We start from the raw sequence: 13,816 nt of genomic DNA, 5'->3' as shown, positions 1-13,816 counted from the left end.
GCCGCCCGCGACGATGATACAGTTCCCGGTCATGAAAACCGTCCGTTCCCCGCGCGCTTCGCTCGCCTGGATGCTGCTCGCCTGCATCCTGCTGAACGGACTCGTCTGCGCCCTGGGGCACGGCCAGATGCTGGCCCGCTTCACCCAGCCGGTCCCTTCCCCTGCCCTCCAGGCGCACGCGCATCATCACGACGCCCAGCCCCAGGGCTCCCTGGGCGACATGGCGGGCATGCACGCCGGCCTGCCGGGCGGCAGCGTGACCACCCTGTCGCCTACCGGCGATTGCGTGTTCGCCGCCACCCTGTTCCTGGCCACCTTGCTGGCCATCGTGCTGCGCTGGCTGCTGCGCCCCGGCGATCCCCATCGCCGCCGTCACCAGGGCGCCCTGCCACCGCCACGCCGCGCCTGGCGCTGCGCCCTTCACCCCCAGGCCCCCTGACACCCCGGTCACGGAAAGCTGCTGTCCTCTTTTTCCGTAATCCTGCGCGCGGCCAGCCTTCGGCCGCGTGTCGCTCCGTGGTGAACGCTATGACTTCGCACCCCTCTACTCCGGCCGCCCCAGCGCCGGGACCGCTGCTGCACTTGCTGGCACGGCTGCACTTCTTGATCGGCCTGTTCGTCGGTCCCTTCCTGCTGGTGGCCGCCGCCAGCGGCCTGCTCTACGCCCTCACGCCGCAACTCGAGGCGCGCCTCTATGCCGAGGCGTTGTACACCCCCAGTCGCGGCGACCCCCTGCCGCTGGCCGAGCAGATCCGCAGCGCCCAAACGGCGGTCGGCCCGGCCCTGACCTTGGGTGCGGTCCGTCCAGCGCCAGCCGCGGGGGACACCACCCGGGTGATGTTCAACGATCCATCCCTGGGTGAATCGGCCCACCGCGCGCTCTTCGTCGACCCCGTGACTGGCGAGCTGCGTGGCGACCTGACCGTCTATGGCACCAGCGGCATCCTGCCGCTGCGCACCTTCATCGATCAGTTCCACCGCAGCCTGCTGCTGGGCGAGCCTGGTCGCCTCTACAGCGAGCTGGCCGCCTCCTGGCTGTGGATCGCTGCCCTCGGCGGGCTCACGCTCTGGCTGGTACGCCGCCGCCAGCACCGTCCGGCACGAGGGTTGCGCGGCCTGCATGCCAGTACCGGGGTCTGGCTGCTGGCGGGGCTGCTGTTCCTCTCGGCCACCGGCCTGACCTGGTCGCGCTATGCCGGCGACAACATCGGTATCCTGCGCGCCCACTACGGTTGGTCCACCCCGAGCGTGAAGACCACGCTGGGCGCCGCCGCCCTGCCGGCCATGACTCACGACGAACACGCGGATCATCACGGCCATGGCGCCGTGACCCAGGCCGCGCCGCTAGATCCCGCCACCTTCGACCGGGTACTGGCCAGCGCCCGCGCGGCGGGCATCACCGCAGGCAAGCTGGAAATCCGCCCGGCGCGCAGCGCCGACAAGGCCTGGACGGTAAACGAAATCGACCGTCGCTGGCCGACCCAGGTGGACGCCGTATCCATCGATCCGGCCAGCCTAAGAGTGGTCGACCAGGTGCATTTCGCCCAGTACTCGCTGCCGGCCAAGCTGACCCGCTGGGGGATCGATGCCCATATGGGCGTGCTATTCGGCCTGGCCAACCAGCTGGTGCTGGTGGCCATCGCTCTGGGCCTGCTGCTGATGACAAGCTGGGGCTATCTGCTCTGGTGGCGCCGCCGCCCCGCCCGGGACCCAGCGCAACCCGGCCTGGTCGCCCTCTGGCGCCGGCTGGCTCCGTTGCCGCGGCTGCTGGTACCTGTGGTGGCCCTGGCGCTCGGCCTTTGCCTGCCGGTATTGGGCGGCAGCCTGCTGCTGTTCCTGCTGGTGGACGCCCTGCTCGGCCTGCGACGCCCGGCCTTGCGCGCGGAAGCCGGCTCGGCCTGAAGCGGTCGTGGCGTGGCTGTTGGGCTTCGCGGGCTCAGCCCAATCTCCGGAAGCGACCCGCTCGCTCCGACTGGCCTCCTCTCTCTCTGGGAGAGGGCCGGGGTGAGGGTCGCGCCGGCACGGAAGCTAGCCGCTGAGTGTTGGGCTTCGCGGGGCTCAGCCCAACCTACGGAACTTCACGCTTGCTCCTGTTCCCCCTCTCCCCCAGGGAGAGGGCCGGGGTGAGGGTCGCTCTCCTCCAGACAACCCGGGCGAGAACCCCATCCCAGACCATCCATCGGCACGTCCTCCGCCCAGCTGACGAGCAGGATCCTTGCGCTTATAGTTATCGCAATCCTCATCATCCAAGGATCCGCCCATGCCCCGTCTGCTGCACGTAATAGGTTCGCCCCGTCAGGATCGCTCCGCCTCCCTGGAAGTCGCCAACGCCTTCATCCAGGCCTGGCAAGGCAAGCATCCGGATGGCGAAGTGGATACCCTCGATGTCTGGCATTGCGACCTGCCGGAATTCGACGGCGCCGTGCTGGAGGCCAAGTACGCCGGCATCCAGGGCCAGTCGCTGAGCCCCGACCAGGCGCAGGCCTGGCGCCAGATCAAAGAGCTGGCGCAGCGCTTCACCGCGGCCGATGTGCTGCTGTTCGGCGTGCCTTGCTGGAATTTCGGCATCCCCTACAAGCTCAAGCAGCTGTTCGATGTGGTCAGCCAGAAGGACCTGCTGTTCACCTTCGACGAGCGCGGCCTCAACGGCCTGCTCGGCGGACGCCAGGCGCTGGTGATCGCGGCCCGCGGCGCGGCCCTGGATCGACTGGAACACCAGGAGTCCTACCTGCGCACCTGGTGCGAGATGGTCGGTATCGATCGGATGCACACCGTGGTGCTGGAAAAGACGCTGTTCGGTCCCGACGTCGATCAGGCCGCGCGCGATCAGGCCAGCGGGGAAGCCGTGGCCCTGGCGGCCAAGCTCTGAGCCGGGGGTCCGCCGCCAGCGACGGCGGACCCTATGCCCCTCAGAGGCTGGGCAGCAGATCCGCGCCCACCAGCTCGTTCAGGCAGCCACTGGCCAGCAGCTCGCTGGCCGCCTCGATATCGGGGGCGAAAAAGCGGTCTTCCTGGTAATAGGGCACCTGGGCGCGGAGCAGGCTGCGCGCCCTCTCGAGGCCGGCCGAGCTCTTGAGGCCATGGCGGAAGTCCAGCCCCTGGCAGGCACCCAGCCACTCGATGGCGAGAATACCGCGCACATTGTCGGCCATGGCCCAGAGCCGCTTGCCGGCATTGGGCGCCATGGACACGTGGTCTTCCTGATTGGCCGAGGTGGGCAGGCTGTCGACGCTGGCCGGATGCGCCAGCGCTTTGTTGTCGCTGGCCAGGGCCGCGGCGGTGACCTGGGCGATCATGAAGCCGGAATTGACCCCGCCGTTCTCCACCAGGAAGGGCGGCAGCTGGGACATGTGCCGGTCCATCATCAGCGAGATGCGGCGCTCGGATAGCGCGCCGATCTCGGCCAGGGCCAGCGCCAGGTTGTCGGCGGCCATGGCCACCGGTTCGGCGTGGAAGTTACCGCCGGAGATGACGTCACCCTCCGCCGCGAACACCAGGGGGTTGTCGGAAACGGCGTTGGCCTCGATCTCCAGCACCTCCGCGGCCTGGCGCAGCTGGGTCAGGCAGGCCCCCATGACCTGCGGCTGGCAGCGCAACGAATAGGGATCCTGGACCTTGTCGCACTGGGCATGGGACTGGGAGATCTCGCTGCTAGTGGTGAGCAGGGCGCGATAGGCGGCGGCCACGTCGATCTGGCCACGCTGGCCACGCGCCGCATGGATGCGCGCGTCGAAGGGCGCCCGCGAGCCGAGCATGGCCTCGACGCTCAGGCCACCGCAGACCGTGGCCGCGGCGAACAGGTCCTCGGTCTCGAACAGCCCGCGCAGGGCGTAGGCAGTGGAGACCTGAGTACCGTTGAGCAGGGCCAGGCCTTCCTTGGCCGCCAGGGTCAGGGGTGCCAGCCCGGCCACCGCCAGCGCCTCGCTGGCGGGCAGCCACTCCCCGCGATGACGCGCCTTGCTCTCGCCGATCAGAACCAGCGACATATGGGCGAGGGGCGCAAGGTCACCCGAGGCGCCCACCGAGCCCTTGAGCGGAATGTGCGGATAGACCTCGGCATTGATCAGGGCGATCAGGGCCTCCACCACCTGGCGGCGGATGGCGGAAAAGCCCCGGGCCAGGCTGTTGACCTTGAGCAGCATGATCAGCCGTACCAGGTCATCGTCCAGCGCCTCGCCCACGCCCGCGGCATGGGACAGCACCAGGGAGCGTTGCAGCTTCTCGAGGTCCGCCGGCGCGATCCGCGTCGAGGCCAGCAGGCCGAAACCGGTGTTGATGCCATAGGCGGTCCGGCCTTCGGCCAGGATGCTTTCCACACAGGCCACGCTGGCATCGATGGCGGCATAGGCGGCCGGGTCCAGGGTGACCTGCAGCGGCTGCTGGTAGGCCTGGCGCAGCTGGGCCAGGTCCAGAGTGCCGGGATTCAGGGTCAGGGCATTCATCGATCAGACTCCTTTGCCGATCAGGGGCAGGCTCACGTCCCGTGGAGACGCTGTCTTTGGTGTTCAGTCGTACCCCCTGGCGGTGCCGGCAGCCAGAGCCTGGCAGGCCGCCCCGGCTAGCCTCGCCTCGACATAGCAAGGCTGACGAACTCACTAGGTAGGCTTACTGCCAGGCCGAGGGTCAGGGTGAGCTTTTATAGTCATGTATATACATTTAATCAAGAGCCAGTTGCTCGTCAAGCCGCTGCCTTGGCCTGTCTGGCCGGAAAGCCGAAGGCAGAGCCGCTGAGACCAGACCACCCACGCGATTTGCCGCGCGAAAGCGCGTTCAGACTACGCCGGACCAGCCGCGACCGAGCTGTTGCCACAACCACGAGGTACCCGGCCGCACCAGCACCTCGGCCTGGAAGATCGCCGTGATCAGTGCCAGCCGCACGAACCAGACCACCCAGGGCGCGAAGCTGTAGCGGCAGCGACGTTGCCAGGCATCCAGGCCGCTCGAAAAGCCAAGGGCAAGCCAAGTCAGAGGAAGCCCGACTATCAGCAGGTAAAGCCAAGCCTCCGGCGTCTCGGGCCGGCCTATCACCAGGGACAGCGCCATGAACTGCAGAACGGTTGAGCTGAGGATGGAGGAGCGAGAACTACGGAGCGGAATATTCAGCCATTTGTCGCGGCTCATGAGTGGAATCCTTTCCAGAAGAACGAGTTACAGCGGCGTCACCGTCACCTCCACCTCGGGGTCGTGGTGACCGCCACCGAGGATCACCCCGCGCAGTGGCGAAACGTCGGTGAAGTCGCGGCCCCAGGCCAGGGTGATGTGTTCGAGGTCGGGAAGGACGTCGTTGGTGGGGTCGAAGTCGACCCAGCCGAGTACCGGGCAGTGCACGCTGACCCAGGCGTGGGAGGCGTCGGCGCCGATGAGTCGCGGCTTGCCGGGCGGCGGCCGGGTCAGCAGGTAGCCACTGACGTAGCGTGCCACCAGGCCCAGGCCGCGCAGACAGGCCAGCATCAGGTGGGCGAAGTCCTGGCAGACACCGTGGCGGTGCTCGAGTACCTCGCGCAGCGGCGTCGCCACCTGGGTGGCGGTGGCATCGAAGCGGAATTCGCGATGGATCTTCTCCATCAGCGCCCGGCAACCCAGCAGCAGCGGTCGGCCTGCCGGAAAGCAATCCGCGGCGAAGCGTCCGAAGATCCGGTCGATGGGTACCGCGGGCGACTCGAAGCGGAAGTGATGGACATCCAGCGCCACGGTGGCGGCGGGATAGCGCAGGCCATCACGCACCGCTTCCCAGGCCGGCGAGTCCTCCAGGCGCAACCCGGCGCGGGAATCCACCTCCACCTCCAGGTCGGTGCCCACGTAGAGTTCGTCGTGCGGCCGCTCGAAGGCCAGTCGCGTCAGCGGATTGCCGAAGGCATCGGTGGCGTCCTGGCGCTGGGTCGGCGCGGGCAGGATGGCCAGTTGCCGGGACAGGCAGCGTTGCCAGGCGCAGTCGCGCGGCAACAGGTGCAGCAGTTGCTGCGACAGCGACACCGGGGCCTCGTAGCGATAGTGGGTGTCGTGCTGGATGCGATAGCGGACCTGGTTCATCACATGGATACCGTTCGCTGGCTCACGGCGTCGACATGGGCGAAGCAGCGATAGATGACCCGCTCGGACAGCTGGCCGCTGGCGTCGGCGATCTGCCGCAGCAGGCGCGCCAGGCCCTGTTGCACCTCGATCCGGCCGACGTCGCCGAACAGGGTGCTTTCCAGGGTGCCAAGGTCGAAGCGGCGCAGCCGGTCATAGGCGTCGTTCAGCGCCGGATCGCGCGGCAGCCCGTGGTAGCGCTCCAGATGCTCCACCGCGTTGATCAGCGCGTGCAGCTGGAAGCGGATCGAATAGGGGTTGTGCTCGTGCAGCATCAGCAGGTCCAGCACCGGGATCAGCTGGGGCGCCGCCTGGTAGCGCGAGCGGTAGGTGATGATGCTGTTGCCCAGCTCCAGCAGCCATTCCAATCCGGCCGCATCCCAGGTGGCGCCGCCTTCGAGGAAGTGCGCCACGCTGCCGGCGAGGAATTGCACCCGCTCGATGCGCCGGCCGATCATCAGGAAGCGCCAGCTCTCGTCGTGGGTCATGTCGTCGAAGGTGAAGCCGGCCACCGCCGCCAGCGCCATCACCAGGCGGTTGAGGCTTTGCAGCGCCTCACCCGGCTCGCTGCCCACCTGACCCAGGCCACGCGCCTCGCGCTCCACCTCGCGCACGGCGCGCCAGTTCTCCGGCGACAGCCGCCCGCGCACCTGGGCCGCGGCCCAGTGCAGGCGTTGTAGGTTGGCCCCCAGGCCACTGGGGAATTCACCCGGGCCGAGAGCCGCGTGGAGCTGCTCGGCGAGGGTCCCCTCCTCCGGCAGCAACTCCAGGGCCATGGCCAGCTCGACGGCGGCCTGCACCGCCGGGCCCTGGTCGTCGGCGTCCAGGTAGCGGCTGAGCACGATGCGCAGCAGCCGCGCGGCATCCTCGCAACGCTCGCTGTAGCGGCCGTACCAGAACAGATTCTCGGCAGTACGCGACGGCAGGAAGGGATCCTTGCGCACCAGATCGCGCACCCCCAGGACCCGGGCGCTCGGCACCTCGGTCGCGCTGCGGCCGCCCCCCAGCACCCAGGTGTCCTTGCTCGACCCGCCGCGCTGCATGGAAACCACCTCGGCGCCCTCATGGGCGACGCGGGTCAGGCCGCCGGGCATCACCCAGTAGCCGCCTTCGCTGGCCACCGCGTAGACGCGCATGCCGATGGCCCGCGACTGCAGGCTGCCGCCCTGCCAGACCGGCGCCCGCGACAGCTGGATGCGTTCCTGGGCGACATAGGCGTGGGGCCGGGCCGCGATGCGCTCGCGCAGGGCGGCCTGCTCCCCGGCATCCAGCGCCTTGCCGAACACCGGTTCGAAGCGCTGGGAAGGATAGGCCGGCTTGATCACCAGCTCGCCCAGCCGCGCCAGCGCCTCCTCCCGTACCGGCGTCTCGCCGCACCACCAGGTGGCGACGGCGGGCAGCGTCAGGGACTCGCCCAGCAGCGCCTGGCACACCCCCGGCAGGAAGCCCAGCAGCCCGGGCGACTCCAGCAGGCCGCTGCCCAGGGCATTGGCCATGATGACGTTGCCCTGGCGCACCGCCTCCAGCAGGCCGGGCACGCCCAGCGCCGAGTCGGTGCGCAGCTCCAACGGGTCGCAGAAATCGTCGTCCAGGCGGCGGAACACCGCATGGACGCGCCTGAGACCACTCAGGGTCTTCAGGTAGAGGCAGGCGTTGCGCACCGTGAGGTCCTGGCCTTCCACCAGCGGAAAGCCCAGTTGCCGCGCCTGGTAGAGGTGCTCGAAATAGGTCTCGTTGTAGCGGCCGGGGGTGAGCAGGACCGCCAGGGGCGCCTCGTCGCCGGTATCCAGCCCGGCGCTCAGGGTGCGCTGCAAGGCCTGGAAATAGCCGTTCAGCGACTGCACCTGCAGGTCGCGGTGCAACTCGGGAAAGGCCCGCGCCACGATATGGCGGTTCTCCAGGGCGTAGCCGGCGCCCGAGGGCGCCTGGGTCCGGTCCGCCAGCACCCACCAGCGACCATCCGGCGCCCGCGCCAGGTCCACCGCATAGACGTGCAGCCAGGTGTCGCCCGGCGGCCTCAGGCCCTGGCAGGCCCAGAGGAAGTTGTTGTGGCCGAACACCAGCTCCGGCGGCAGCAGGCCCTCGCGCAGCAGGCGCTGCTCGCCGTACAGGTCTCCCAGCACCCGGTTCAGCACCCTTGCCCGTTGCGCAACCCCGGCGGCCAACGGCGCCCACTCCTCCGCCGAGATCAGCTGCGGCAGCAGGTCCAGCGCCCAGGGCCGGTCGCTGCCCTTGGGATCGGCGTAGACGTTGTAGGTCACGCCGTTTTCCTGGATCTGCCGGGCGATCAGCGCCTGGCGCTGGTCGAGCTGCGCCGGCCGCAGACCGGCCAGATGGCCGTAGAAGCGCCGCCAGGTCGGCCGCACGCCACCGCGAGGGTCCCAGAGTTCGTTGAAGCTGCCGGCCGCCTCGAGGGCGGCACGTGGGGAGGTTGGGTGCATGTCTAGTGCGGTCGGCTGACGTGGGTCTGGCGCAGATCCAGGGTGAAGGGCGTTTCCAGACTGCTGTCGAGAGGCAGCGGCAACTGGCGTCCGGGGGTATGCCCGAAACGGAAGAAGCGCGCCAGGCGCCGGCTTTCCGCCTCGTAGGCGTTGACCGGTAGCGTAGCGTAGTTACGACCGCCGGGATGGGCCACATGATACTGGCAACCACCCAGGGAGCGCTGCATCCAGGTGTCGAGCAGATCGAACACCAGGGGCGCATCCACCCCCAGGTTGGGGTGCAGGGCCGACGCCGGCTGCCAGGCGCGGAAGCGCACCGCGCCGACGTACTCTCCGACCCGGCCGGTCGCCCGCAGCGGTACCCGGGCGCCGTTGCAGAGCAAGGCGTAGCGATCGGGCGCCAGCCCGGTGACCTTCACCTGGACCCGCTCCAGGGACGAATCGACGTAGCGCATCGTCCCGCCGATGACGCCCTCCTCGCCCAGCACGTGCCAGGGCTCCAGCGCCTGGCGCAGCTCCAGCTCGATGCCCTTGACCGCGAAATCGCCATACTTGGGAAAGCGGAATTCGAAGTGCGCGGCGAACCAGGCGGGATCGAAGGCATAGCCGGCCGCGGCCAGCTCGGCGAGGACGTCCTGGAAATCCTCCTGGATGAAGTGCGGCAACAGGTAGCGGTCATGCAATTCGGTCCCCCAGCGCGCCAGCCGCTCGGGGGCATAGGGCTCGCGCCAGAAGCGCGCGACCAGGGCCCGCAGCAGCAATTGCTGCACCAGTTGCAGTCGGCCGTGGGGCGGCATCTCGAAGGCGCGCAGCTCCAGCAGGCCGAGGCGGCCCGTGGCGCTGTCGGGGGAATAGAGCTTGTCGATGCAGAATTCGGCGCGGTGGGTGTTGCCGGTCACGTCCACCAGCAGGTTGCGCAGCAGCCGGTCCACCAGCCAGGGCGGACAGTCCGAACCCGGCGGCGGCAGCTGGGCGAAGGCCAGCTCCAGTTCGTAGAGGGCGTCGTTGCGCGCCTCGTCGACCCGCGGCGCCTGGGAGGTCGGGCCGATGAACAGGCCGGCGAACAGGTAGGACAGCGACGGGTGGTTGTGCCAGTAGCTGATCAGGCTGCGCAGCAGATCGGGGCGACGCAGGAAGGGCGAGTCGGCTGGGGTGGCCCCGCCGAGCACGCAGTGGCTGCCACCGCCGGTGCCGGTGTGGCGGCCATCGATCATGAACTTCTCGGTGGCCAGACGTGACAGCCGCGCGGCCTCGTAGAGGAATTCGGTCTGCTCCACCAGGGCATCCCAGCTCGCCACCGGGTGGATGTTGACCTCGATGACACCCGGATCGGGGGTCACCCGGAAGTTGCTCAGGCGAGCATCGCGCGGTGGCTCGTAGCCTTCCAGCACCACCGGGCAGCCCAGCGCGGTGGCGGTGTCCTCGATGGCGGCGACCAGCTCCAGGTAATCCTCGAGCCGCGCCAGGGGTGGCATGAACAGATACAGCCGCCCCTCGCGCGGCTCGGCGCAGAAGGCGGTACGGACGATGTCGGCGGCCGAGGCGAAGGCCTCCGGCGCGGGCTGGGCAGGTTGCGGAAGCGGCCGCGGCTGACGCCAGCGCTCCTGCAACCGGACCGGATCGGGCAAGGGCGCCAGCGGCTGGTTGGGATCGGTCGGATGCAGATAGGGATAGTCTTCCTCGCGCACCCAGGGCTGGGACTCCAGCGGCAGTCGATAGCCCAGCGGCGAATCGCCCGGCACCAGCCGGCACTGCTGCTCGCGCAGGAACCAGGGTCCCGAGCGCCAGGCATCCTCGGCGGCGGTCCGGGCCAGCGGCAGGACGTAGCCCACCACCCGGTCCAGGCCCTGGGCGAACACCCGGCGCAGACGCTCGCGCTCCAGCGGATCGTTCAGCCGCGAATCGCTGGCGTCGACGTTGATCGGCAGGCGCTGCTCGCGCCAGAGGAAGTAGAGCCAGTCTTCGAACGCCGGGAAGCGGTGCTCGTCGGCCACCCCCAGGCGCTGCGCCACGCCTTGCACGAAGCGCTCGGCGAGGGCCGCGTCGGCACCGTAGTCGAGGCGTTCGTCGGCCAGCAGCGCGGCATCGCGCCACAACGGCTGGCCGTCGGCGCGCCAGAAACAGTTGAGCGACCAGCGCGGCAGCTGCTCGCCCGGGTACCACTTGCCCTGGCCGAAATGCACCAGACCCTTGGGCGCATAGTGCTCGCGCAGGCGCTGGAACAGCTTGGTGGCCAGGCGCCGCTTGTTCGGCCCCAGGGCGGCGGTGCTCCACTCCTCGTCGTCGGGATGGTCGAGGGCGACGAAGGTCGGCTCGCCACCCAGGGTCAGGCGCACGTCCTGCACCAGCAGGTCACTGTCCACCCGCTGGCCGAGGGCGAGGATGTCCCGCCACTGGTGCTCGTCGTAGGGCCGCGTGACCCGCGGTGCCTCCCACAGCCGCTCCACCGCCATGTGGTGCTCGAAGGTGCATTCGCTCTCGCTGACCAGCCCGGAGATCGGCGCCGCCGACGCCGGCTCGGGACTGCAGGCCAGGGGGATGTGCCCCTCACCCGCCAGCAGCCCGCTGGTGGGGTCGAGGCCGATCCAGCCCGCGCCGGGCAGATAGACCTCGCACCAGGCGTGCAGGTCGGTGAAATCCACGGCGGTGCCGGAGGGGCCGTCCAGCGCCTTCTGGTCGGCGGTCAGCTGGATCAGGTAGCCGGAGACGAAGCGCGCCGCCAGGCCCAGGTGGCGCAGCAGTTGCACCAGCAGCCAGGCGCTGTCGCGGCAGGAGCCCGAGTCCTTCTCCAGGGTCTCCTCGGGGGTCTGCACCCCGGGCTCCATGCGGATCAGGTAGGCCACGTCGCGGCTCAGCCGCTGGTTGAGGGCGACCAGGAAATCCAGGGTCGGCACTGGCTCCCGGGATATCTCGGCGAGATAGCTGGCAAACCGGGGCGTGGCCGGCAGGCGTTCGCAGAAGGCGCCCAGCTCGCGGCGCTCTTCCTCCGCGTAGACGAAGGGAAAACGCTCGGCGTAGGGCTCCAGGAAGAAGTCGAAGGGATTGAAGACCGCCATCTCGGCGACCAGGTCCACTTCCACCCGAAATTCGCGGGTAGGCTCGGGGAACACCAATCGGGCCAGGTAGTTGCCCTGGGGATCCTGCTGCCAGTTGATGAAATGCCCTTCCGGCTGGACCCGCAGGGCATAGGAGAGGATCCGGGTGCGGCTGTGGGGTGCCGGGCGCAGGCGGACGATCTGCGGGCCCAGCTCCACCGGGCGGTCATAGGCGTAATGACTGACGTGCTGCAGGGCGACATGGATGGACACAGGGAGACTCCGTTCACCGGTTAGACGGAAGTAGCGAGCAAATCTCGTGCCCCGGATTCCGGGCAGGGCCGCAAAGGGCCTACCACGCGGGTCAGGCGACGAACAACCCGGAACTCCAAGCGCCAGCCACTCTACTAAATCGCCAGGTTCTGTACGAAAAGTCGCCGAGCGAAGATCAGGCGAGGCGAAAACGGGTGAGGAAGCGGAGTTTGCGAGCGGCAAATGAGCATTCCGAAGCCGTTTTCAACGAAGCATCATCGAGCGCAGGCACGTTTCGTACAGAACCTAGCACGACGCCAGCATTTGGCTGGTAGTCGGACGCCGTCGTCCTCGCCAGGTATCCCTCATGCGCAATTTTCTTGGAAGCTACAGTTCGAACCGTCTGCAGCGCAATGCTCTGCGGTCGCTGCCCACTCAACGCAAGGTCGCCAACTGCACCTGCGGGCAGGCCATCTTCTTTCCCAACAGCGAATGCCTGGCCTGTGGCAGTGCCCTGGGCTACGCCCCGGATCAGGGCACGCCGACCGCACTGCAGCCCACCGAAGGGGGTCTCTGGCAACTGCCGGAGGCGTCCAGCAGCCTCTACCGGCGCTGCGCCAACCTGGATACCCCGGCGGCCTGCAACTGGCTGGTCCCGGCCGAGGCCAGCAGCGAGTTCTGCCTGGCCTGCCAGCTCAACCACACCATCCCGGACCTGTCCTTCGAGGGCAACGGTGAACGCTGGCGCAAGCTGGAGCTGGCCAAGCGCCAACTGGTCGCCCAGTTGCTGGGCCTGGGCCTGCAGGTGATACCGCAAAGCGTGGATGCCGAACGCGGACTCGCCTTCGACTTCCTCGCGCCCGACGCCAACGGCACGCCGACCACCGGGCATGCCAATGGCCTCATCACCCTGAACATCCTCGAAGCGGACGACGCCCATCGGGAGAAGGTCCGGGCCGACATGCACGAGCCCTATCGCACCCTGCTCGGCCACTTCCGCCATGAGGTCGGCCACTACTACTTCGACCGTCTGGTCGCGGGGACCGACTGGGAAGCGCCCTTCCGCAGCCTGTTCGGCGACGAACGCGCCGACTACAGCGAGGCCCTGCAACGCCACTACGAGCAGGGTGCTCCCGCGGAATGGGAAACCCAGTACATCAGCGCCTACGCCACCATGCACCCCTGGGAAGACTGGGCGGAAACCTGGGCCCATTACCTGCACATGATGGATACCCTGGCCACGGCCGCCAACCTGGGCATGAACGCCACCACCACCCAGCTGGATTTTCAGCCGTTCACCCGCGAGGCACTGTACGAGGCCGAAGACCGCAGCGACGACGAATTCCTCGGCTTCGCCAACGCCTGGATCGAATTGGCGGCCATGCTCAACGAGTTGTCACGCAGCATGGGCCAGCCGGACTTCTATCCCTTCGCCCTGCCCGCGCCGGTGATCGCCAAGCTGCACTTCATCCACAAGGTCGTGGATAGCGCAAATGTCATAAATAACAAGCACTTACAGCGTGACACCGCCGCATAATCCCGACAAGTGGCCGGGGCGTGTGTCCCGGCGACACTGCTTGCGTTTGGTCTAGCCGCACAAGAACGTCTACCCTGTCACATTCCATATATCGTATAGGGATGTGCCTCAATGGAATACGTGTTCGGCTTTATCGCGGTTTGTGTCGTTTGGGCGCTGATCGTCTCCTTTTTGAACAGGGTTCGACGAAAGGAGCTGATGGCAAAGTACGGTGATGAAGTCATCGTAAACAAGATCATGAATAAGATGTTCTGGCAGGGACAGACACCAGAACAGCTAATCGACTCTATCGGCAGACCTCTCGATACTGACCAGCGCGTAATGAAGACCAAGGTCAAAGAGGTCTGGAAGTACAACCGCACCGGCAAAGGACGCTATGCGCTGCGGATCACGCTAGAGAACGGTGTAGTTGTTGGGTGGGATAGCAAATAGTTTGCTGTTTCACTGCCGAGTGCCTGCACCTCAATCCGTGCACGCTGCGA

The 13,816-nt window shown here is 68.0% G+C and carries 10 protein-coding genes; 5 read left to right on the top strand and 5 right to left on the bottom strand.

The genetic code is table 11. The features are described 5' to 3' along the window. Positions 1–31 precede the first annotated feature (31 nt). The 3 genes from FSV73_RS05090 to FSV73_RS05080 all read left to right on the top strand — a co-directional run bounded on the left by FSV73_RS05090 (position 32) and on the right by FSV73_RS05080 (position 2,869). Positions 32–439 carry a hypothetical protein gene (locus FSV73_RS05090; protein WP_145004845.1) on the top strand — a complete coding sequence of 136 codons (408 nt, stop codon included), beginning with the start codon at positions 32–34 and terminating at the stop codon, positions 437–439. Positions 440–528: 89 nt separating this feature from the next. Beyond that, positions 529–1,902, top strand: coding sequence for a PepSY-associated TM helix domain-containing protein (locus FSV73_RS05085; protein ID WP_145004844.1), 1,374 nt, complete (start codon positions 529–531; stop codon positions 1,900–1,902). A gap of 358 nt (positions 1,903–2,260) precedes the next feature. Next, positions 2,261–2,869: an FMN-dependent NADH-azoreductase gene (locus FSV73_RS05080; protein ID WP_145004841.1), complete on the top strand. Its 609-nt coding sequence runs from the start codon at positions 2,261–2,263 to the stop codon at positions 2,867–2,869. Positions 2,870–2,909: 40 nt separating this feature from the next. On the opposite strand, the gene hutH is transcribed toward FSV73_RS05080, so the two are convergent. The 5 genes from hutH to FSV73_RS05055 form a co-directional block, all read right to left on the bottom strand. Further along, positions 2,910–4,442: a histidine ammonia-lyase gene (gene hutH, locus FSV73_RS05075; RefSeq protein WP_145004839.1), complete on the bottom strand. Its 1,533-nt coding sequence runs from the start codon at positions 4,440–4,442 to the stop codon at positions 2,910–2,912. Positions 4,443–4,770: 328 nt separating this feature from the next. After that, positions 4,771–5,121 carry a hypothetical protein gene (locus tag FSV73_RS05070; protein ID WP_145004836.1) on the bottom strand — a complete coding sequence of 117 codons (351 nt, stop codon included), beginning with the start codon at positions 5,119–5,121 and terminating at the stop codon, positions 4,771–4,773. Positions 5,122–5,148: 27 nt separating this feature from the next. Continuing rightward, the gene (locus FSV73_RS05065; protein WP_145004833.1) at positions 5,149–6,030 is read right to left on the bottom strand and encodes a transglutaminase family protein; all 882 of its coding nucleotides are present in this window, start codon (positions 6,028–6,030) and stop codon (positions 5,149–5,151) included. Beyond that, positions 6,030–8,510 (bottom strand): circularly permuted type 2 ATP-grasp protein, encoded by a 2,481-nt coding sequence (locus tag FSV73_RS05060; RefSeq protein WP_145004830.1) that lies wholly within the window; start codon positions 8,508–8,510, stop codon positions 6,030–6,032. Before FSV73_RS05060 ends, FSV73_RS05065 begins: the two co-directional genes overlap by 1 nt. A gap of 2 nt (positions 8,511–8,512) precedes the next feature. Beyond that, positions 8,513–11,818, bottom strand: a complete 3,306-nt coding sequence (locus tag FSV73_RS05055; protein ID WP_145004827.1) for a DUF2126 domain-containing protein — start codon at positions 11,816–11,818, stop codon at positions 8,513–8,515. Positions 11,819–12,164: 346 nt separating this feature from the next. On the opposite strand from FSV73_RS05055, the gene FSV73_RS05050 reads away from it, so the two are divergent. Beyond that, positions 12,165–13,334, top strand: coding sequence for a zinc-binding metallopeptidase family protein (locus FSV73_RS05050; RefSeq protein WP_145004824.1), 1,170 nt, complete (start codon positions 12,165–12,167; stop codon positions 13,332–13,334). A 111-nt stretch (positions 13,335–13,445) separates the two neighbouring features. Continuing rightward, positions 13,446–13,766, top strand: a complete 321-nt coding sequence (locus tag FSV73_RS05045; RefSeq protein ID WP_145004821.1) for a DUF2845 domain-containing protein — start codon at positions 13,446–13,448, stop codon at positions 13,764–13,766. Positions 13,767–13,816: the final 50 nt, after the last annotated feature.

The organism is Pseudomonas oryzihabitans (genome assembly GCF_007665395.1).
In the GTDB taxonomy this organism is placed as follows: Bacteria; Pseudomonadota; Gammaproteobacteria; order Pseudomonadales; family Pseudomonadaceae; genus Chryseomonas; species Chryseomonas psychrotolerans_C.
Note: the sequence above shows the minus strand (reverse complement) of the source record. Positions and strands in the feature narration are given on the sequence as shown.